14 protein-coding genes and 1 pseudogene are annotated in these 21705 nt (G+C 49.4%); 6 read left to right on the top strand and 9 right to left on the bottom strand.

Translation table 11 applies throughout. The features are described from left to right. Positions 1 to 64 precede the first annotated feature (64 nt). Complete coding sequence (locus FBQ74_RS01425; RefSeq protein WP_139754977.1) at positions 65 to 379, top strand: DMT family transporter; 315 nt, start codon at positions 65 to 67, stop codon at positions 377 to 379. Here the strand turns inward: FBQ74_RS01425 and FBQ74_RS01420 are convergent. After that, positions 320 to 964: a chemoreceptor glutamine deamidase CheD gene (locus FBQ74_RS01420; RefSeq protein ID WP_139754976.1), complete on the bottom strand. Its 645-nt coding sequence runs from the start codon at positions 962 to 964 to the stop codon at positions 320 to 322. The genes FBQ74_RS01425 and FBQ74_RS01420 overlap by 60 nt on opposite strands. Positions 965 to 1064: 100 nt before the next feature. Continuing rightward, a complete protein-coding gene (locus FBQ74_RS01415) occupies positions 1065 to 2339 on the bottom strand; it encodes a PQQ-dependent sugar dehydrogenase (protein ID WP_139754975.1) in 1275 nt (424 codons plus the stop codon). 334 nt (positions 2340 to 2673) lie between these two features. On the opposite strand from FBQ74_RS01415, the gene pulA reads away from it, so the two are divergent. Continuing rightward, on the top strand, positions 2674 to 6822 hold the full coding sequence (gene pulA, locus FBQ74_RS01410) for a pullulanase-type alpha-1,6-glucosidase (protein ID WP_139754974.1): 4149 nt from the start codon (positions 2674 to 2676) through the stop codon (positions 6820 to 6822). Positions 6823 to 6879: 57 nt separating this feature from the next. On the opposite strand, the gene FBQ74_RS01405 is transcribed toward pulA, so the two are convergent. Next, complete coding sequence (locus FBQ74_RS01405) at positions 6880 to 8445, bottom strand: phosphoenolpyruvate carboxykinase (protein WP_139754973.1); 1566 nt, start codon at positions 8443 to 8445, stop codon at positions 6880 to 6882. Between the two features lie 402 nt (positions 8446 to 8847). Between FBQ74_RS01405 and FBQ74_RS19290 the strand changes: the two are divergent. Both FBQ74_RS19290 and FBQ74_RS19285 read left to right on the top strand, forming a co-directional pair. Further along, positions 8848 to 9627, top strand: a pseudogene (locus tag FBQ74_RS19290) (PAS domain-containing protein); the annotation flags it as partial. Beyond that, positions 9616 to 10152 (top strand): methyl-accepting chemotaxis protein, encoded by a 537-nt coding sequence (locus FBQ74_RS19285; protein WP_408641347.1) that lies wholly within the window; start codon positions 9616 to 9618, stop codon positions 10150 to 10152. The pseudogene FBQ74_RS19290 and the gene FBQ74_RS19285, both read left to right, overlap by 12 nt. A 99-nt stretch (positions 10153 to 10251) precedes the next feature. Here the strand turns inward: FBQ74_RS19285 and manD are convergent, their stop codons facing one another. Genes manD through FBQ74_RS01370 form a run of 6 tightly spaced genes read right to left on the bottom strand, consistent with a single transcriptional unit; the run spans position 10252 to position 19378 of the window. Then, entirely contained in the window at positions 10252 to 11460 is a 1209-nt protein-coding gene (manD, locus tag FBQ74_RS01395) for a D-mannonate dehydratase ManD (RefSeq protein ID WP_139754971.1), read from the bottom strand. A gap of 21 nt (positions 11461 to 11481) precedes the next feature. Continuing rightward, positions 11482 to 12759 (bottom strand): TRAP transporter large permease, encoded by a 1278-nt coding sequence (locus FBQ74_RS01390; RefSeq protein ID WP_139754970.1) that lies wholly within the window; start codon positions 12757 to 12759, stop codon positions 11482 to 11484. After that, complete coding sequence (locus tag FBQ74_RS01385) at positions 12756 to 13223, bottom strand: TRAP transporter small permease (RefSeq protein ID WP_139754969.1); 468 nt, start codon at positions 13221 to 13223, stop codon at positions 12756 to 12758. Before FBQ74_RS01385 ends, FBQ74_RS01390 begins: the two co-directional genes overlap by 4 nt. Beyond that, positions 13201 to 14244 carry a C4-dicarboxylate TRAP transporter substrate-binding protein gene (locus tag FBQ74_RS01380; protein ID WP_139754968.1) on the bottom strand — a complete coding sequence of 348 codons (1044 nt, stop codon included), beginning with the start codon at positions 14242 to 14244 and terminating at the stop codon, positions 13201 to 13203. Before FBQ74_RS01380 ends, FBQ74_RS01385 begins: the two co-directional genes overlap by 23 nt. Positions 14245 to 14255: 11 nt before the next feature. Beyond that, a complete protein-coding gene (locus FBQ74_RS01375) occupies positions 14256 to 16415 on the bottom strand; it encodes an alpha-glucuronidase family glycosyl hydrolase (RefSeq protein ID WP_139754967.1) in 2160 nt (719 codons plus the stop codon). A gap of 56 nt (positions 16416 to 16471) precedes the next feature. After that, positions 16472 to 19378 (bottom strand): TonB-dependent receptor, encoded by a 2907-nt coding sequence (locus FBQ74_RS01370; protein WP_232371957.1) that lies wholly within the window; start codon positions 19376 to 19378, stop codon positions 16472 to 16474. A gap of 415 nt (positions 19379 to 19793) precedes the next feature. On the opposite strand from FBQ74_RS01370, the gene FBQ74_RS01365 reads away from it, so the two are divergent. Together FBQ74_RS01365 and FBQ74_RS01360 are read left to right on the top strand one after the other, a co-directional pair. Next, on the top strand, positions 19794 to 20516 hold the full coding sequence (locus FBQ74_RS01365; protein WP_139754966.1) for a GntR family transcriptional regulator: 723 nt from the start codon (positions 19794 to 19796) through the stop codon (positions 20514 to 20516). A 132-nt stretch (positions 20517 to 20648) separates the two neighbouring features. Then, positions 20649 to 21677 carry a LacI family DNA-binding transcriptional regulator gene (locus FBQ74_RS01360; RefSeq protein ID WP_139754965.1) on the top strand — a complete coding sequence of 343 codons (1029 nt, stop codon included), beginning with the start codon at positions 20649 to 20651 and terminating at the stop codon, positions 21675 to 21677. The last annotated feature ends 28 nt before the right edge of the window (positions 21678 to 21705 follow it).

Genomic DNA, 21705 nt, shown 5'->3' with positions numbered 1-21705 from the left:
TACCTCAAAGCGTAGAGTGCCGGTATTGTTTTACGGTGCTTAAATGAACGACGAGGAGACAATCATGAGTTGGGTGTATCTTATTGTGGCGGGCTTTTTAGAAATAGGCTGGCCAGTGGGACTGAAAATGGCGCAGACACCCGGTACCCGGGTTACCGGCATTATCATGGCGATAGCTTTTATCGTTGCAAGTGGTGTATTCCTGTACATGGCACAACGTCAAATCCCCATTGGTACTGCCTATGCGGTATGGACAGGTATTGGTGCTGCAGGCACTTTTTTAGTGGGCGTGCTCTTTTATCAGGACCCTGCAACCTTATTACGTATAGCCGGCGTTTTGCTCATTGTAGGTGGTGTGGTCCTGCTCAAAATGGCATGATTTATTTTGCGTTTTTAGCAACTGCCGACTCAGATGATAGCGATGCTCGCTTTCTCGAGCCAGTATAGTGTCATTGTTAAAACGCGTTATTTTTTTAATCAGCACTTCGCCGGTCCGGGGGAAAAAATAGACTTTACGCGCTATAGTTCCGCCCGTATCTGCATTGATAATAGGAATGCGCTGATGTCTGAAATACTGCGCGACGAAATCTACCGTTAACTTGCCCGGCGCTGACTCAGCACCCAGATTTAAAATGTCAGCACCGCCAAACAATTTTACGCAAAGCTGCGGTTTTTCAGCACCCAACTGCAGCACTCTGGAAACCAGCGTATTCAGGGCTTCTTCGCCGTATTCGTGGCGAGCGGTTGCACATAAAGGCGTATACATTGACGAAGGTAATAGCAGACGGTTGATGCCGCCCACTCGATTTACCGGATCAAATACACAAGCAGTGACACATCCACCCAGTGTTGCAACAAGGACTTTCTGTGCAGCAGTAGCGGCATACTGGCCGGGCAGCAACTTGATGGCTTCGCATCCGAAGCGCCGGTCATAATAAGATTCCTGAAGGGGTTGATACGGCATAGGCTTCTACCCTTAACTTATGAACTAAGCCATACAGTCCCGATTGACTGCATGGCTTTTCACTCTCATTAAGTTAAGTATAGCCGCGAATAACCAAATGCTAATTAGACTTTTGGTCAGCCTGTACAGACCAGATGGTATTTCCGTCATCGTCCGCGACCAGCAACTTACCGTTATCGGTTACCCTGACCGCTGTGGGGCGACCATATGCCTCATCGGTGTCCATATCCTTTATAAAACCGCCCAGAAACTCTTCAATCTCTCCGGTAGGCTCACCATCTTCAAAGGGCATAAATACAATTCGGTACCCATTGTACTTCGCACGGTTCCAGGAGCCGTGCTGTGCGGCAAACAGTCCGTTGTGATAGCGAGCGGGAAAGCTTTCACCGTCGTAGAATTCTAAATCGAGGGTGGCAGTATGATTACCCAGCGCGATGTCCGGTACGATGGTTTTTTCTGGCAAATCATCAGGCATTTTATCTTTCCAGCGAGGATCGATATGCTCACCAAAATATTTATAGGGCCAGCCATAAAAGCCGCCTTCCTGCACACTGGTTACATAGTCTGGCACCAGATTGTCGCCAAGCTTATCCCGCTCGTTAACCGCTGCCCATAACATGCCGGTATGTGGGTTGTAGTCCAGCCCGTTGGCATTTCGAAGGCCCCAGGCGTAAACCTGTTCGTTACCGCCATCCAAATCGACAGTAAAAATTTTTGCGCGGCGTTCCTCTTTTTCCATGCCGTGCTCGCCAACATTGCTCGACGAACCAATGGTCAGCAGCAATTTATCCTGCGTATCATTAACTTCAATATTTCTGGTCCAGTGGTGGTTGTACCCGCCAGAGGGCAGTGAATGAATCACTTCGCCTTTGCCTTTAATTGCATCGGCACCTTCTTTGTACTCATACCGCGTGATGTTATCGGTATTGGCAACATAGAAGTGGTTTTTGTGTAGCGCCATGCCAAACGGCTGATTCAGCCCTTTTTCTAAAAATACATGGCGCTCCTCTGCCACACCGTCGTTATTTGTGTCTCTTAACAACGTTATGCGATCCGCACTGCCTTTTTTGGCATCATTCGACTCTGCCACCAGTACGTCGCCATTTGGCAGAATATGCAGCCACCGTGGATGTTCAAGGTCGCTGGCAAAGGCTTTTACGGTAAAGCCATCGGGGGCTGTTGGGGTGACATCATCGGGCCAGCCGATAACCTTTGTGCGGCGGTCAGCAGACTTCGTAGCATAAGGTTCCGGAAGAGGAACTTTCTCGCCCATTGCGTAACCGTTTTGCGGCTCAACAGCGACCTGCGCGTTGACAACAAATGCCGGTAAACTCAGTAAACTTGCTACACCCAGTGCCAGTGGTGTTTTTCTCATCGGGGGCTCCTTCAATATGAAACTGGAAGTCGCATCCACTGCATTTGAGCCAGCCTCTGACTCAAGAATACGAGATTGAGTAGTGGCTACGGCTAAATCACGCCCACGGTTTTGTGCTTATATTGTATTATTTATTTCCCCTCCTCCTTCACATTGTCACCTGCGCCTTCATCGAGCGCGTTACATACGTATTCATTGCGCTTCTGCTGGAAGCTCAAAATTTCATCATTTAGGATACACGTCAGTTACATCTGATTAACAACGCACTACCGGCAGGGCACGTTCTGCTGTCCCTTTCCGCGCGACCTTTGTACCCATAAAAAAAGGATGCCTAATGAAACATTTACTGACGGTTGTAACCGCCTCGTCGTTTATGTTGTATCAAGCAGGTTCACAAGCAATTACAGTAAGCATGAATGACTTCGGGTCAGATTCCCGTACTCAGCTGCTTTCCTCTGACTCTGACCAGAGCATTGAGGCAGTGCTGGATTTAGCTCCCGATGAGATTGCCCTGTTCTATTCACGTGATGATGAAAATTACGACGGCTGGGGTCTTCATCTTTGGAACGGTGAAGGATGTGGCGAGTATGCATCTCCAACATCAGACAGCACACATTTCAACAACTGGGGCAATCCTTACCCCGCTGACGGTATTCACCCGGACTATGGCGCGTACTATATTCTAACGACCGAGCCAGGCGCCTCCTGCTATAACTTTATCGTTCACAAGGGTGATGAAAAGGCGCTGGGCAATGCCAATAGCAAGTTCGAACCCGCTCAGGGGCAAGAGGGGTTTACCTTCCACGGCTACCCAGAGGTTTGGTACGAGCCGCTGACCAGTCGCCCCGCCTCTATCGATGGCGCACGCGCGCACTGGATTGAGACAAATACCTTCCTGTGGCAGGTTGATACGCAGGCTGCCCAAACTTACTCGCTGTTTTATGCAGATGATGCATCAATGGCACTGGAAGATGGTATCTTCACCGGCACTCAGAGCCTTCCACTGCAGCCGGCTTCTGTTGATTCAGATATCAGAAGCTCCCTGCCTCATCTGGATAGCTTTACCGGATTTACGCTGAATATTGACGCTGCACAGGCGAAAGCGCTGGCCAGACAACAATTAATGGCGGTTGCCCGCGACAGCGAAGGTGAGATTGTAGATATCACCCGGGTACAGATACCTCAGTTGCTGGACCACCTTTACACAAGCGGCAGCAATGATGCTGATGAGGCACAACTGGGCGTGGTGTATAGCAGAAATCATATTACAGCCGCCTTGTGGGCACCTACTGCAAGATCGGTCACACTGAATGTTTTCAGTGAGGACAAAAAGCCCCGTGGTAAGCGCGAGATGGAGTTCGATGAAGCAACGGGAATCTGGCGCTTCAAGGGGGGTAAACCTTCTCTGGACCGTCTGTTTTATCAATACGAGATTGAAGTTTATCACCCTCGTACAGATGCTATTGAAGTGCTGACCACCAGCGATCCTTACTCGGTTAGCCTGTCAACTAATGGCCAATATAGTCAGTTTGTAAATCTGTCAGATACGCAGTCTTCGGATCTTGCGCCGGAAGGCTGGACCGACCGTTTGCGCCCTGCCCTTCCGGCCCCGGAAGATGCAGTGATTTACGAAACGCATATTCGTGACTTCAGTATTCGAGATGAATCAGTCAGCCCACAGCATCGCGGTAAATACATGGCATTTACTGAACAGAACTCGACCCCGGTCAATCATCTTCAGTCGCTTACAGATGCCGGCCTGACCCACATACATCTATTACCTGCCAACGACATTGCATCAATAAATGAAGATGAAAATACCCGTGTTGATTTAACCGATACGGTTGGCAGACTGTGTGATCAGGTTCCCACGGCCCCTGTATGCGGCGTGGAATCTGAAAATGCAGTGCTATGGGATGTCCTTGAAAGCTATGACCCTGCTACAGGTGATGCGCAGGCACTGGTAAACAGTATGCGAGCGCTGGATGGTTTCAACTGGGGATATGACCCGCATCACTTCGCCGCACCGGAAGGCAGCTATGCCACCGACCCTGACGGCGAAGCCCGTATTCTGGAAATGCGCGAAATGGTAATGGCGCTGAACAATATGGGTCTGCAGGTAATTCTTGATGTGGTGTACAACCATACCGCTTCATCGGGTTTGTTTGACACCTCTGTGCTGGATAAAACCGTGCCGGGGTATTATCACCGTCTAAATGAAATAAGCGGCGGTATCGAGAACTCTACATGCTGTGAAAACACCGCGACAGAGCATCGCATGATGGCAAAACTGATGAACGATTCACTGGTGAGCTTTGCAGAGCACTTCGGCTTTGATGGTTTCCGTTTTGACCTGATGGGTCACCTGCCCAAACAAGCTGTGCTGGATGCCCGTGATGCGGTTCGCCAGGTCGATGCCGATACGCTGTTCTACGGCGAAGGCTGGAATTTTGGCGAGGTGGCCAATGACCGCCGCTTTGAACAGGCATCACAGTTCGGCATGGCGGGCACTGAAATCGGCACCTTCAATGATCGACTCAGAGAGGCCGTACGCAGCGCCGAGATTTTCAAAGAAAATGGCAGCCTGAACCAACAGGATCTTATCCGGCTTTCTATGGCGGGCAGTCTGACTGACTACGAGTTTGTCACCGCCGGCGGCGAATTAACGCGAGGCGAAGACTACGACTGGAACGGTCAAAGTGCTGCGTATGCTACCGATCCGGCTGACAGCATTCATTATATTTCCAAACATGATAACGAAACCCTGTGGGACCAGCTTCAGTACAACCTGCCGGCGGATATGTCGCTGACCGACCGGGTGCGTGTTCAAAATGTCGCACTGTCTATTCCGTTGCTAAGTCAGGGTATTCCATTTTTGCACATGGGCAGTGAACTGCTGCGCTCAAAATCCATGGACAGAAACACTTATGATGCAGGCGACTGGTTTAACCTGGTTGATTTCACTGGCGTGAAAAACGCTTGGAACACCGGACTGCCTATGGCGCAGGACAATCAGAATCGCTGGGATGAAATCCGTCAGATAAGTGCTAATCCAGATTCAGATATCAACGCACAAGGTATGCAGTCTGCCAATGCCAGCTTTAAAGATTTTCTGCAAATCCGTAAAAGCTCAGCGCTGTTTAAATTGCAAACCGTGGAAGATATCCGGCAGCGTGTGGCTTTTCATAATACCGGCGCTGAACAGACGCAGGGCCTTATTGTGATGAGCATTGATGATGGCACTGGCTTGCCTGACATCGACCCGATGCATGATGCTGTTCTGGTTGTTGTGAATGCTTCTGATAGCACACAGACTATTGATGGATTTAGCGGCCTGTCGCTGCACCCGGCGCAAATGGCCTCTTCTGACCCGGCACTGGCGGATGTGACCGTTACTGATGACAGTATCAGTGTGCCACGACTGACGACTGCAGTTCTTGTGAAAACACAGCAAGGTGCTCAGGGAAGCGGTATCTCTGCCCTCCCTCCCTATGGTGACCAGCCGGTGTTCCTGCGCGGAGAAATGAATGGCTGGGGAACCTCAGATCCGTTCACCTATCAGGGTAACAATACCTATACACTGGATATTTTCTTAGAGACTGGTACATACGAATTTAAAATTGCCGACGAGGCATTTGACCAGGCTAACATCGGTGGCGGATTCACGGTAACGCCGGGCGTAGAAGCCGGTTTGCAAAATGGTGGAAATAACCTGACGCTGACGGTATCTCAGGCTGCTGACTATCAGTTTGTATTAACAGCCGACGATGCTAATTCACCCACACTGACCATTACCTCTGATGCCATTGATCCTCCGAAGGATACGGGCCCTTATGCAGACCCTGTCTTTATTCGCGGTACCATGAATAGCTGGCAAGCTACTGAACCCTACGCACTGTCTTATACAGCAAATGGTATTTATACCGCATCGGTTGAGCTAAGCGCGGGGCAGCATACGTTTAAAATTGCGGATGCGAACTGGCAAAGTGTAAACATCGGCGCAACATCCTCCGGCCAGGTCATCGAAGCCGGTGTTCAGTGGGATGTTGTTAACAGTGGCAGCAGTCAGGACCTGGCTTTTGTCGCGGCAACATCCGGCGCATACGCTTTCCGTCTGGATGCCTCTAACCCCGCCAATCCGGCACTGACAATTTATGCCGACGTTCCGCCACTGGCCGAAACGCTTTATCTTCGTGGCTCTATGAATGACTGGGGAACAGCTAACCCGATGATTTATGAGGGGCTGGGCGTTTATGCAGCCGATGTCGAGACACCTGCTGGAACGGCGTATTTTAAAGCCGCTGTAGAGAACTGGTCACTGAATTACGGCTCAGGCAATCAGTTTGACCTGCAGACGTGGTTCCCTGTGTACGAAAATGGTGGCGACTCTGTAATAAATGTTGATGCGGCAGGTACTTATCGGTATCGCCTGGATACGTCCACCACACCGGCACAAATGCAGGTGGAAGCGGTAAGCAATTAAGCTTTTACTTGAGGCAAGGAAATAAAAAACGCCCGCTAATGCGGGCGTTTTTTATGTTCAATTCAAGCGAGGCCCGGCGGCAACAATCTCCTCATCCACATTATATTTTTTGAAGTTCTGATTAAATTCCTGAATCAGATTAGCAGCAAACTCTTCATATTTTTGTTTATCTTCCCAGGTGTTTTTGGGAATCAGCAACGTGTCATCAACACCCGGAACGCTAACCGGCACATCGAGGTTGAGCCCGTCAATGTGCACCGTATCAACACCAGCCAGTTTGTCATTTACAATTGCATCAATGATGGCGCGGGTAGTAGGAATATCAAAACGCTTACCTGTACCAAACGGCCCGCCTGTCCAGCCTGTGTTTACCAGGTAAACTTTGGCGCCAAACTCACGAACTCGCTTTTTCAGTAGCTCTGCATAAGCACCGGCTGGCCTGGGGAAAAACGGCGCGCCGAAGCAGGTAGAAAAAGTTGACTCAATATCCGAGGTGGAGCCAATCTCCGTAGAGCCGACTTTAGCCGTATAGCCGCTTAGAAAGTGGTAGGCGGCCGCCTGCTCGCTCAACACCGAAACTGGCGGAAGCACGCCACTAACATCGCACGTAAGAAATACGACTGCACGAGGCTCACCGCCACGGTTTTCGATAACTCGTTTGCCAATATGCTCAAGAGGATAAGCGGCGCGGGAATTCTGAGTCAGACTGGTGTCCGTATAATCTGGCGTACGGCTGTCATCCAGCACGACATTTTCCAAAATAGTGCCAAAACGAATAGCGTCCCAGATAACCGGTTCATTTTTCTGAGACAGGTCGATACATTTTGCGTAACACCCACCTTCAATATTAAACACACTGCCCGGTGCCCAACCATGTTCATCATCACCAATCAGATAACGATTTGGATCTGCAGACAGGGTGGTTTTGCCGGTACCTGACAACCCGAAAAACAAGGTTACGTCGCCCTGCTCGCCAACGTTGGCTGAGCAGTGCATGGGCAGAACCTCTTTGGCCGGCAACAGAAAATTCTGAACTGAGAACATTGCCTTTTTCATTTCGCCGGCATAACGCATTCCTGCCAGAAGCACTTTCTTCTGAGCAAAATTGATTATGACCGTGCCATCGCTGTTTGTGCCATCCCGGTCGGGCTCACAGGTAAAGCCCGGCGCATTCATCACCTGCCAGGGCTGTTCGTCATTCGGGTTCCAGATATCAGGGCAGATAAACAGGTTGCGGGCAAAAATATGTTGCCATGCGGTTTCCGTTCGAACTTTCAGCGACAACGCATGTTTCGCATCAGCCCCCACTTGCAGGTGTGACAAAAAGTGTTCGCGGGATGTCAGATACGCGTCAACACGATCCCACAACGCATCAAACTTGTCTGCATCGAAGGGGCGATTGACCGCACCCCAGTCAATGTCATTTTCGGTAGAGGCCTCTTTTACAATAAAGCGATCGGCAGGGGAACGACCGGTACGTTTACCAGTCTCTACAACCAGAGCTCCATTGTCTGCAAGTTTTCCTTCTTTGCGCATTAGCGCAATTTCCACCAGTTCAGCCGATGTTAAATCGGTCAGCGGCTCATGGACGGCGGTAGGGTCAAGCGCCTTGGCAACAGTCATTTGTAATCCTTAATCTATTATTTCAGAGTGACTTTCAAAAAGCAGGTAACGATAAAAGTCTATATAAATTAAGGCATAGAGCAAGACTGACCAGATCGACGCCATATAAAAATGACTTCAGAAGCGTAAAAAATTACGTACTAAAGATACTTCATTTTACAAATACTGTGAAATACAAAAATAAAATATTGATTTATAACCACTTATAAAAAATTCCCAGCTGTAACCCACTTTGTTAACAATCATATTAATTTCACATTTTTATAGATGAGCTCATCTTTTGGTCACAACAAAAGTGTGGTGTGCGCTCATTCCTATACCATTACGCGGTCGTAAATAAGCAATAGGTAATGCTCCTTATTGTGCTACGACTAGCAGTTGGTATAGATTATTCAAGAGTAAATGGAGATGCTGATGCTATTTTTAAGAAAAAAGGAACTACCTGCCGCCCCCCGCGATACACTAACGCAAGAGCGAACCGATAACTTTATGGCTATTGTCGGTCATATGGGAATGATCGCGTTCGAGCTTGATGGCACCGTGCTGGACGTAAATGATGCGTTTTTAGATGTGGTTGGTTATTCCAGACACGAAGTTGTTGGCAAGCATCATCGAACATTTTGTAAACCGGCGTTGGTCAATTCAGAACAGTATCGAAAATTCTGGCAGGATTTAAAAGCGGGTAAATCGTTTAAAGGCCAGTTTGAGCGAATCAATAAGTCCGGTTCAACACTGTGGCTGGAAGCCACCTACTTCCCGGTGAAGGATGAGCTTGGAAATGTTATTCGCGTTATAAAGCTGGCTACTGATATCACTAAAGAGCATCTTAAGGCTATAGAAAACGAAGCCTTGCTGTCTGCGTTAGGGCAGTCAATGGCAGTGATCACGTTTACTACTGACGGCAACATCCTCAATGCTAATGAAAACTTTCTGAACACCATGAAAGTGACGCTCAGCGATATTATTGGTAAGCATCACAGGATATTCTGCGCCGAGGACTTCTACCGGGAACAGCCTGACTTCTGGCGCAAATTGGCCGCGGGTGAATTTCAGGCGGGCAAGTTCCGCCGGTTTAATGGTAATAAACAAGAGGTATGGTTAGAGGCTACCTACAACCCCATCCGCGATAATGCAGGGAATGTTGAACGGATTGTTAAGTTTGCAACCGACATTACTCCTCGCATACAGGCCGCCACCAATGCTATCAACCTGGCATCAGACACATCAGCAACCACCTCACAATATACAGACGAAGCCATATCTTCGCTGGCGTCAGCTCAGGATATATCTGCCGCTATCCGACAACAGGTTACGGTAGCCAATGAAAGCAGCGAAAAACTTGCAGCTCAGGCAACTGATATCCGAAACATTGTAGGTACTATCCGTAGCATTGCCGAACAAACAAATTTGCTTTCACTGAACGCAGCAATCGAAGCCGCCAGAGCCGGTGAAGCTGGTCGCGGCTTTGCTGTAGTTGCAGACGAGGTACGCACACTTGCAGCAAGAGCCAGCGATGCAACGCAGGATATCGAAGATGTGGTCACCACAAACTCCGGGCTTATCGACGACATCAACGCGCAAATGAATGACATCGACAAAACCGCCTCCCAGGGACAGGATGCTGTTACATCAGTTTCAGGTAGTGTCGAGCAGGTAAAATCTGGTATGCAGTCGCTGATACAGGCAGTTAAGAAGCTGGTTCAGTAAACTGTAACCCTGGATATTATCAGGCGTAATCTTCATGCATTTAATTGTTCTCTCTGGAGCGCTGGAGCGTTGCATAAAGCAACAAGCACTCACCAAAAGTTACCAATTCCAGAGTGTACCATCTTCCAACCGGTTCACCGGTAACGCCGCGCGCTTGTAGGGATATTTACTCGCCAACTTTTCGTCAATATCCACGCCATGTCCCGGTGCTTCTCCGGGGGTGAAGAAGCCTTTTTCAAACGTATAATCAAACGTAAATACAGACTCCATCTCTAGCGAATGCGGCATGTGCTCCTGTATACCGAAATTTGGTACCCAGTAATCAAAATGCAACGCCGCGCCCATGCAAACAGGGGATAGATCGGTTGCCCCGTGAAAGCCGGTGCGTACATTGAACAACGAGGCAAAGTCAGCGATTCTACGGACCTGAGTGATGCCACCAGCGTGAGCGATGGTTGAGCGGATATAATCAATATATTGATTTTGTATCAGTTCGCGACAATCATGAATTGAGTTAAACACTTCACCTACCGCCAGCGGTGTAGTGGTGTGCTCACGAATAAGCCTGAAGCTTTCCTGATTTTCTGCCGGCACACAGTCTTCCAGCCAGAATAACTTAAATGGCTCTAACTCTTTTCCCAGACGCGCTGCTTCGATAGGGGTGAGCCTGTGATGAACATCGTGCAGCAAGTGAACATCGTCGCCATACTTGCTGCGTACGGCATCGAACAATTCAGGCATGAAAGTAAGATACTTTTCGGTTGACCAGACGCTTTCTGACGGCAAATCTGCGTCAGCCGGTTCATACTTATGACCGTCTTTGGCTACTCCGTAGGTGCTGGCCATTCCTGGTATTCCAGACTGAATGCGCACGGCTTTATAGCCCTCATCGATCGCCTTCCCTACAGCATCCAGGGTGGATTCCATACACCGGCCATTAGCGTGCGTGTAGGTCATTATACGGTCGCGACTGCGACCACCCAGCAGCTGGTATAGGGGCAAACCCGCTACTTTTCCCTTAATATCCCATAAGGCAACATCGACGGCTGCCAGGGCGGTCATGCCCACCGGTCCACGACGCCAGTATGCACCGCGATAAAAGAACTGCCAGATATCTTCGATTCGATGTGGGTCTTTGCCAATAAGTGCCGGCACTACGTAATCCTGAAGATAGCTGACTACCGACTTTTCACGGCCATTGAGTGTGGCATCACCAATTCCGTATACCCCCTCGTCGGTCACAATTTTTAGTGTCACAAAGTTACGCCCCGGAGAGCACACAATCACTTTGGCATCAATAATTTTCATGATGGATTTCCCCGTTTGGAGTTAGTAAATCAGTTCAGGCAAAAACAGGACGATAGAGGGGAAAAGAGCCATTAAGGTTATCAGTCCCATTACCGCCAGATAAAACGGCCAGGCCGCGCTGACATATTCGTCTGTAGGGCACTGCATGATGTTGCACACCGAATACATCGCAATACCTACCGGCGGTGTTGTCCCTCCGAAAGTAACAATGATCATCATCAGCACACCAAAATGAATCGGGTCTATGCCCACCGTCTGGACGACCGGCACAAGAATCGGCGTCAGTAGCAGCACAATAACCGTTCCTTCCATTAACATGCCTACAAAGAGCAAAAAAATCAGACACAACAACAGCACAAGAATTGGTTGACTGGTCAGGTCGCTGACAGCTTGCGCCAGTGATACGGGGAGCTGCTGATAGGCGACGACATATCCCACCACCCCGGCGCTTAAAATAATCAGCATGATCATACCGATATCATCAATACTGTCTTTTAACGATGTTATGAGGCTGTCAAACGTAAGCTCCCGATAGCACCAAAAGCCGATGATTCCGGCGTAGACCACCGCAAAGGCTCCCGCTTCTGAGGGTGTGAAAATACCAAATCGAATAGTGACAATAAGAATGACCGGGAATAGCAGTGCCCATTTGCAATCGTTCATTGAACGCATTATCTGCCGCAGATGTGGCCGTTTCTCGCCCTCCGCTTGCTCCGGATAGTGCTTTTTAACCTGGAAAAAAACAGTAAGCATTAACGTCATTGTCAATAAGATGCCCGGGACGATGCCCGCGATAAATAATTTTCCGATAGATACGTTGCCCACAAAGCCGTACAAAATAAGACCGATACTGGGTGGAATACAGGCTGTAATTAATGCGCTGATGGTGACAATCGCAGCACTGAACCCTTTGCCCAGCCCCGACGTCTGCATCGGTGTGCCCAGAATACGTGCCTGCATAGCCGCATCAGCGATGGCTGAGCCCGATACCCCGCCCATCAGTGCGCTGAGAATAATAGTGACGTGAGCCAGGCCACCGGCGATCCAGGCCACCAGCAAATTTGAAAAGCTGATCAGCCGCTGGGTAATGCCGGAATGATTCATAATGTGTCCGGCCAGAATAAAAAAAGGCACGGCCAGCAACGGAAAGCTTTGACTACTGGCGACCAGCCGTTGCACCGCGACAGCAATGGGCAGGCTCTCAGCGCTTATAAAATAGCTAAGCCCTGCGATGAGAAGACAAAATGCCAGCGGAAGCCCAATAGCCAGCAAAAGAAGAAACAGCAACATCATCATCATAATCCTGCCTCCGGATTTTCACGATGATGACGCCTCGTCAGGCGGGTAGCCAGAGTCAGAATCATTAGTACAGCGCCTACCGGTACACAAAGTGTTACCCAGCGATAGGCAATACTGGTGCTCCCCAGTGTTCGCTGCGGATTTGCCATAAACAGCTCAACACCAAACCAAACAAGAACACCAAGAACGACGATCATCAGCACATCCAAGCCAGAGAAAAGCAGTTCTCTGTAGGCCGGATGTAGACGCCGGGTAAAAATATCCACACTCGCGTGTTGTCCGTGATGAAATGTCTGATTGGCCGCAAGCATTGCCAGCCAGGCGAACAGTAACTGTGCAACATCTACCGACCAGATAAGCGGATAGCCAAGTGTTCGCATAATGGCAGCGATAAACACCAGAAACACGATGGCAACCAGCAACAGCACACACAGCCAACGCTCAATGCGATGAATCATTTGCATCGTCCGCCTCCTGTAACAGTGTTTGGATATCCCGGAACAATGCTGCGTAGCCAAGATTTTTGTAGACCACCTTGGCAGATTGCCGGAACGGCGTAGTATCAGGCTCTGCAATCACCACCCCGCGCGCTTTAAGCGCCTCTTCAATTTTTACCTCTTCAGCGCGTACCTGCTTCGACGCAAAACGGCCTGCCTCTATGGCAGCCCGCGTGACAATTTTTTGCTGGCTAAGGCTGAGTGACTGATACCAGCGCTCACTTCCCACCAAACCGGAAATAAGCTGGATGTGCCCGGTTTTGGTGACATGCGTTATAACCTCATATAAGCGCGCGCCCCACATGCCGGTATATTGCGCCTCTGCCGCATCAATAACCTGTTGCTGAAGACCGCTGTACACCTCCGCCCAGGCCAGTGGTGTGGGTGTGGCGCCCATCGCGTCGATAGTTTGTATCCAGACCGGTGCACCGATGGTGCGCATCCTTATTCCTTGCAAATCCGCTGGTGCAGACACTGGTTTCTGGGTCAGCAGGTGTCTTGCACCCTGCCACCAGTTAAATGAAAAAATATGCAGTCCGTGACGCGTAGCCAGGCTGTCTGCCCATTCAGAAAAAAGAGGCGAATCAACCAATACATTGAGCTGCCCGTAATCTTCAACAAGGTAGGGGGCTCCAAGTATGCCAAGCTCATTCTGGTAAACCGCCAGCCTGCCTCCATCGGCAAGCACTGCTACATTGGCGCCCAGCATCGCCTGTTCGAGCATATCGCTGTCATTGCCCAGCTGCGATCCCACAAAAATGCGCACAGAAAGACGCCCCTGTGACGCCGTCTCCACCTGATTTTTAAATTTCACCAACCCTTCGTACATAGGATCGTTGGTACTCAGTGATGTGATGACATTCAGGGTAGAATCAGCAGCCACAGGCATCGCTAATGATAAGAAGGCAGCAACACTCAGAACACATTTGCGCAGACAAGCGGTTCCCCATGTTCTGAATGTTTTAGCGATAGGTTCGAATACGGACATACCCTGCTACGTTATCCCTGCCCGGGGGCATGAGGAAACGACATTTTTTGGTATTGCTTTAACGATTTTTCAGGTTTTGGCAGCCCATCAGGAATTGGCATGTCAGAGAATTGCTGAAAATAGAGCACACACGCATTGCGCCACCACAGAGCTTCTTTTACATGAATATCCATCGCCATCTGTACCTGGTGAAATTGCAGCGGATCTATTTCTCCTTTGAGACTGTCCCACTGCTGCTCCAGCGCTTTGACGTCGTTGGCGCCTTTGTAGTAACGGTGTACCAACTCATCCCAAAGCGTGCGCCCGGATGATTTTATCTGATAGTCCCACGGCAGATGATGGAACCAGAGCAGGTATTTCTCCGGTGTGGTGGCGGGATCGGCCAATTGCTCTTTAAGCGGTGAGAAATACTGCTCCACCGCATTGACGCCGGAAGGTGAGCGGTCAAACCCGATGCCCTCATCGTCGGCGCGATGATAGTACACCGAATTCCAGTCAGCACGTCCCAGTGAGTCTACCCAGGGAGCGGGGCCATAGTGGTGTCCGGCGCCCATGATATGGTGCAAACCTAGTGGTGTCATAGTATTGACTGTAATTTCATGACTTTTCATCATCATCTCAGTGACGGTGGCAACCACCTCGTTATCGTTGCTTAATGTCATGCGAACCCACTCGTCAGCAACCTGTTCGGCGGAGATTTGCGGGTTCCACGCCATTCGGCCAAATACGTACCAGTTCGACTGCAGGATAATATGTCCGGTCCAGTTACGGTCGGTACCAATGTTCGCCACACCCGCCATTCCTGAGGTATTGTTATCAAACAAACTACCATCAATCACTTTGGCTACTGTGGAGCCTTCTCCCCTGGCATAGGTATCAGCGCTAAGCACTTCCTCATACATGGGCCCCAGATAAACAAAGTGCGTGCTGAATCCCAGGTACTCCATGGTTATCTGAAACTCCATCATCAACGGGGTCTCAGGTGTCGCGCCAAACAAAGGACTGAAAGGTTCGCGGGGCTGAAAGTCGATGGGCCCGTTTTTCACCTGCACCAGCACATTGTCATCAAACTTGCCATCCAGCGGTTTAAATTCAGAATAGGCTTGCTTGGAACGTTCTTCGTTCTTTTCATTGGCATACACAAATGCACGCCACATCACTGTGCCACCGTGAGGCGCAAGCGCACTGGCGAGCATGTTCGCGCCTTCGGCATGGGTGCGTCCAAAGTCACCCGGGCCGGGTTGCCCTTCAGAATTGGCTTTAACCAGAAAGCCACCAAAATCCGGAATGTGTTCATAAATGTCGTCAACTTTGGCTTGCCACCATTGCTGCACATCTTCATCCAGTGGATCGGACGTATCCAGGCCACCAACTAACTGCGGCGAGCTGAACTTTACGGAGAGATAAACCTTGATGCCATAAGGCCGAAACATATCTGCCAGTGCTTTGACTTTTTCCAGATAATGATCAGTTAGAATCAACGGGTCAGCGTTAACATTGTTAAGTACCGTTCCGTTGATGCCAATCGATGCATTCGCCCGTGCATAGTCAACATAGCGTTGGTAGCGATAATCAGGCAGCTTGTGCCAGTCCCAGATAGACTCTCCCGCATAACCGCGCTCTACATGACGGTCCAGGTTGTCCCAGTGATTAAGCACCCGCAACTGGATATCCGGTTGTGACACAATTGCCATGTCTGCTAATGGCTGACGGGTCTGCAACTGACGCAGTAAACGATAGGTGCCATACAATGCCCCCACCTCTGTATTTGCCAGTACCATCACCTTTTCGGCATTACCGTGCTGTACCTGATAAACCAGATACCCCTCATCGCCCGCCGCCTTTAAATCAAGCTTATGGCGGGCCGCCAGCGCATTTGCCTTATCGCCGGCCGCAACAATCAGCCCGGCCTGCGATGCGTTCACTTGCTTAGCCTGCGAAAGCATACCGTTAAGTGCAAACGCAAGTTCTTCACCAATTACCTTCATGGTGTCCGAGTCGCCGCTCAGATAAAACGAAGAGACCTGCTTGGCATAGGTTGCTCTGAGGTCATCATCGTTAATCGGATCGTATTTCAGCCATAGACGGTAGCCGTCTTCGCCATCAATAATTGAAGCGCCAGCCGCGCCATAGGTGATTAGTAATAATCCAATCAGGAAAATATATTTCATGGTTACCCTCTTACCGGGCCGGCATTAAAAGCCAGCCCACACATTAAGACGAGAAGTTAAAATGACCCTCGAAGGCCCAGCGTGTAAGTCGCTCCCGGGTAGAAGGCATTAAACGCAATACCCGTGTACTCATGCCAGTTGCCTACCGGTTCGTTGGTCAGATTGTAAGCGTCCAGCGTAACGGTCATGTTCATATCCACCGGAAGGTTGTAGCTTGCTGATACATCAATCTGCGTGCGATCAAACGAAAAGACTTCTTTACCCTGTGTATAGTAACTTGCGGCCCCGTCCTGGTGGTTGACTGTCAGACGCGTCTGGAACGACTCGTTTTCATAAAACAGTGTACCGTTGTAACTCAAATCAGAAATACCGGTAATAATGGCATCATCATCGCTGGCGTCCTGACGGATTGTTGTGGCACTGATATTGAAGCCCATACCTTCAAGCACGATATCCAAAGGCTGCACCCAGACCGCCTCGAAGCCGGTTAAGGTTGTGGCGCCATCGATATTATTCCGCGTATTTACTGTAGCGGTACATTGTGACGGCCCACCGCATTCCAGCAGCGCCTGCTGACGGTCGTCGCCGATATCATTGATATCAATGCCGTACTGGCCAAGATCTTCAAAAGCAACAGTGATACTGTCTGAACGAGTGAAGCCGGTCACTTCTTTTTCAAAGAACGTCAGGCCAATATAGCCTAGCTCAGAGAAATACCACTCACCGCCGATATCAAAATTGGTCGCCTCGAAGGGGGACAGATAAGGATTACCCGCATTCACGGTTTCGATACCTGAACCACCCCACGAAGCATTGGGGAAAAGATCGGATGGATTAGCCCGGGTCAGGCTGCGTGATGCACTGGCCCGGATCTTCACATCTTCCATCGCGTCATAAACTAAACTCAATGACGGCAATAGCTTGCTGTAACTGGTGCTGGTACTGCTTTCAGAGGTTGCCACGCTTTGCTCTGTATCCACCCAGCGAACGCCGGTATTTACACGAAGCAGTTTACCCGCCACCTCGGTTTCAGTATTGGCCTCAATATAGATGCCCAGCACTTCTTCGTTGATATCACCCACGGTGGCACCAAACTGGTCCCCTTGAGAGGGAATTGCCTCAAAACTGTCGTAATTGGTGGCTGCCTTGATGCGGTCCCAGTCAACCTGGGCAATGCCGGTATAGCCATTGTAGCCATCAATACCTGTACCCAGATCATTCACAATTGATGGCGACAGGTATTCCGCAAAATTACCGTATGCAGCAGAATTCATCACATTATTTTCGGTAAATTCAGCGGTACCACCGAAGGCATCCATGTTGGATGAATTTTCATCCCAGGCAATACCGAACTTGAAGCCGTTATAATCAGGGGCTTCACCGTAAGCAAAATCCAGGTGGAAGCCTTTTGTTTCGGTTTCACGGTGGTTACGCTGGATGCGGAACATGTCGCCAAACTTTTCATCTTCGCTGATCACCCCATCTTTATTCTGATCATACTCCTGCTGCCAGGTATAGCCGATGGTAGGATCTGCCGGATTTTGACTAAAATTAAAGCTCGGCACTTCGCCATTGGTAAATTGCATGGTACCACCCGGCGACATATACAATACGTATGGCTCATCACGATCAAATTCTGACTTGGTCAGACTGGCAGATACATCTACCGTAAGCATGTCGGAGGCAATCCAGGAAACACTGGGCATGATGCTGTAAAAATCCAGGTCTTCCTGATAATCGTGTGAACCGACCCAGATGTGGGAATTATAAAATGTTCCGTCGGTCACGTACCCGTTGTTATCCACCGTTACATTCTCAGGAATAATCGCACCACCCTGATGTAAATAGTTACGTCTGCCCCACCACATCGCTTCAGTTCTGACAAAATCCTTGGAAGCTTTGGCATACATGGTGTCCAGCACCGCATCCACACTGTCATTGGGTCGGTATTGTAGCGAAATGATGCCCGATACGCGGTCCCGATCACCATAGGTAAACATGGGTCGGCCCAGATAAGGAAGTAAGGCTGTATCCAGCGTGTCAGCAGCCAGTCCGGAGGTCGCAACTGGGTCCACCGGATCACCGACACTCACTCCCGGGTTTGCCGCAGCGTAATCCGGTGTTGCTTCCGGGCTCCAGAAAAAGTGGTTCAGCCCCTGGCTGCCATCCACACACCCTGATGCTGTATGTTCAGGATTATTCCATTGCGCCACACAGCCATCGGTAAACAGCGCTACCGCTTCATACCCGTCAACTCGAGACTTAGTATTCGCCCCGGCAACGCCAACAAGTACACCGAACTTATCATTGACCGTCTTTTTATAAATGGCTGAATAACGAGGGCTGATATCTCCCCGTAAATCGCCATATGCCCCTTCTAGTGAGTATTTGAACGTCTGGTCACCCGCATCAAAGGGACGTGCTGTACGCATGTTCACAAAGCCAGACACACCGCCTTCAAGCTGATGGGCTTTGGCGGTTTTAGAAACAGACAGACTGCTGAACAGTTCCGTGGGGAAAATATCCAAATCCACCTCACGGTTACGGTTGCCCGATCCCAGACTTCCGTCAGAGGCAATGGAAATAGAGTTACCATTCAGCGCTATTTTGGTGAAGCTGGGGCCAAGTCCGCGCACCGAGATTTGTTGCCCTTCACCGGTCACTTCGCGGTTGATTTTAACGCCCGGAATCCGACTTAATGATTCAGCCAGGTTCTGACTGGGCATCTTACCGATATCATCAGCAAAAACTTCATCTACGAATCCCTGCGAATCACGTTTAGCGACAGTAGAGTTAAACAGGCTTCCGCGATACCCCTTTACCTCAATAACTTCGGTTTCCCGCTCCTCTACCTGTGTTTCTTCATCTGTCTGCTCCTGAGCGCCTGCAGTACCGAAAGCCGAAGCCACTGCTAACATTAGAAGTCCGCGTTTACTCAGCGAAAAAGCCTTGTGTGTGTTCATACTTAACCCCTTGCGTATAGCATCGAACGGTATTGAAAGTGTCGATAGCTGACTTGCAATCAGAAGGTCGAACCGACACATGAATACTTGTATACAACTTGAATGTGGGCTTACTATAACGGTGAGATTTGAATGCGACTACCGTAAATGATCGAAAATTTAACAATTATTAAAAATCATAATGGCGGTATAACTTTTGATTAACATTTGGGCGCGTAATGCATTGATAATGCGTCTTATAGCGTTATATTTCTTATAATTATTGCTGCTGCTCATGCAAAGTTCGGAGTTTTCGGGCAAGCAAAGTGAAGGATGAGCACGTAGTATTGATTTCAATGAAAGACAGCGGGCAAAAAGTGGTTTATCGAAGGATTATCAATAGCTGTTACAAAAATTCAGCGGCGGCGGTATTAGAGTGAATGTAAAGAAAAACAAACCAACAGTAACAGAACCAGATATTCAGCTTTCCTATCATCAGTCTACATCAGACCAGCTATTCGAGCATTTGCGCGATGAGATTGTAAATATGGCTATCGAACCGGGTTCGATAATGTCTGAAAATAAATTGGCCGCCAAGTATGGTGTCAGCCGTACCCCGGTCAGGGAAACCATTGCTAAACTCGTCGCGCTGGGATTTGTTGAAGTCAGGCCTCAACGCGGTACATTTGTGTCGAAGCTGAGTATTTCAAAAATTGTGGAAGCGCGGTTTATTCGCGAAGCGCTTGAGGTAGCCGTCGTGGCCCACTGTGCACAACACGCCAGTGACTCACTCATCGCAACGTGCGAATCTCTGATAGACAAGCAACGCAGCGCCGCCAGCCAGCTCAACGCTTTAGGCTTTCAGCAACTTGATGATGATTTTCACCAGACCCTCGCCGATTTTGCGCAATACAAACGAGCAGCCAGTCTTATTCAGTATGAAAAGGCGCATATGGATCGGGTAAGAAATCTAAGCCTGAAAGAGTTTGGCGGACAGTATGACAGCGTACTGGAGCAGCATACTGCAATCATTGATGCGCTGCGCGCCCGTGACCCTGTTGCGGCCCGTGAAGCTATGAGTAGTCACCTGCATCTGATACTACAGGTTTTAGAAAGTGTGAAAACCCGGCACCCGGCGTATTTTGAAGATGTTGAGTAAACCACGGCTGGCGCTCACCTTTGCCCCTGGGCGTCGCCATATGACAAGCCCCGGGGGAAAAAGCTTTGTCTGAACAGCATTCGCACGATAGGCTTCTCCATTATTAATTTCTCTGGCGTGCTGCGGTAACCCATGAAAAAACGTCCCACTATCAATGACATTGCCCAACAAGCAGGCGTTTCCAAACGTACTGTATCAAGAGTGATTAACGGCGCGACAAATGTAAATGCGAAGACCCGTGAAAATATTCAGCAAATTATCAGGGAACAGGGATTTTCGCCGGATAAAAAAGCGCGCGGTCTTGCAGTGAGACGCTCTTACCTGCTGGGTATTATTTATGATAACCCGGGCACGTTTTATATTGATCAAGTCCAGGAGGGTGTCCTTCAGGTAATCACCGAAAAAGGCTATGAACTTATCGTTCATCCCTGCAGATATCAGGATGCCGGATTTGTTGATAACTGTACCGGGTTCGTACACCGCTCAAATGTAGACGGGGTTATCGTATTGCCACCAGTTTCTGAGTCTGCAGCGCTCGCCGACGCGTTTAATCGTCACGGTGTTAATTACGTTCGCATGGCCTCTGTCGCACTGGATGAGCCATACAGAATGGTTATTTCCGATGATCGCCACGCAGTGGCTGATTTAGCCCTCTATCTGGTGGCTCAGGGGCATAAAGACATAGCAGTAATCAGTGGCCCTAACGCGTATTCGTCGACCACCGAGCGATTAGAAGGGTTTTGCCATGCATTGCATACACTAGGTATTACCCTATCTGCCAATAGAATCATTGAAGGAGATAACACCTATCAAAGTGGTATTGCCTGTGGCCGGGCGTTATTAACACAAGATCCGATACCGGATGCCATTTTTGCCAATAACGATGATATGGCTATTGGCGTTATCCGGGCTGCGCACGATTTAAAAATCAATGTTCCGCAGTCGCTTTCAGTTGTAGGGTTTGATGATAATCTTATGGCCGCCCGAATGCTCCCGTCATTGACAACCATACGTCGACCTGTGCGAGATATGGCGGCAAGCGCAGCACAAAAACTTATCGCTCAGATTGAGAATTTGCCTGCAGACAACATCGCCACGCAGCTAGTTAAAGCGCAGTTAATTGTGCGCGAATCCACCCGCAAGAAGTCAGATTTCTCTTGATCAGGAATTTTTCTACTCCTATTATGCC

This window comes from Salinimonas iocasae, assembly GCF_006228385.1.
GTDB lineage: Bacteria > Pseudomonadota > Gammaproteobacteria > Enterobacterales > Alteromonadaceae > Alteromonas > Alteromonas iocasae.
Note: the sequence above shows the minus strand (reverse complement) of the source record. Positions and strands in the feature narration are given on the sequence as shown.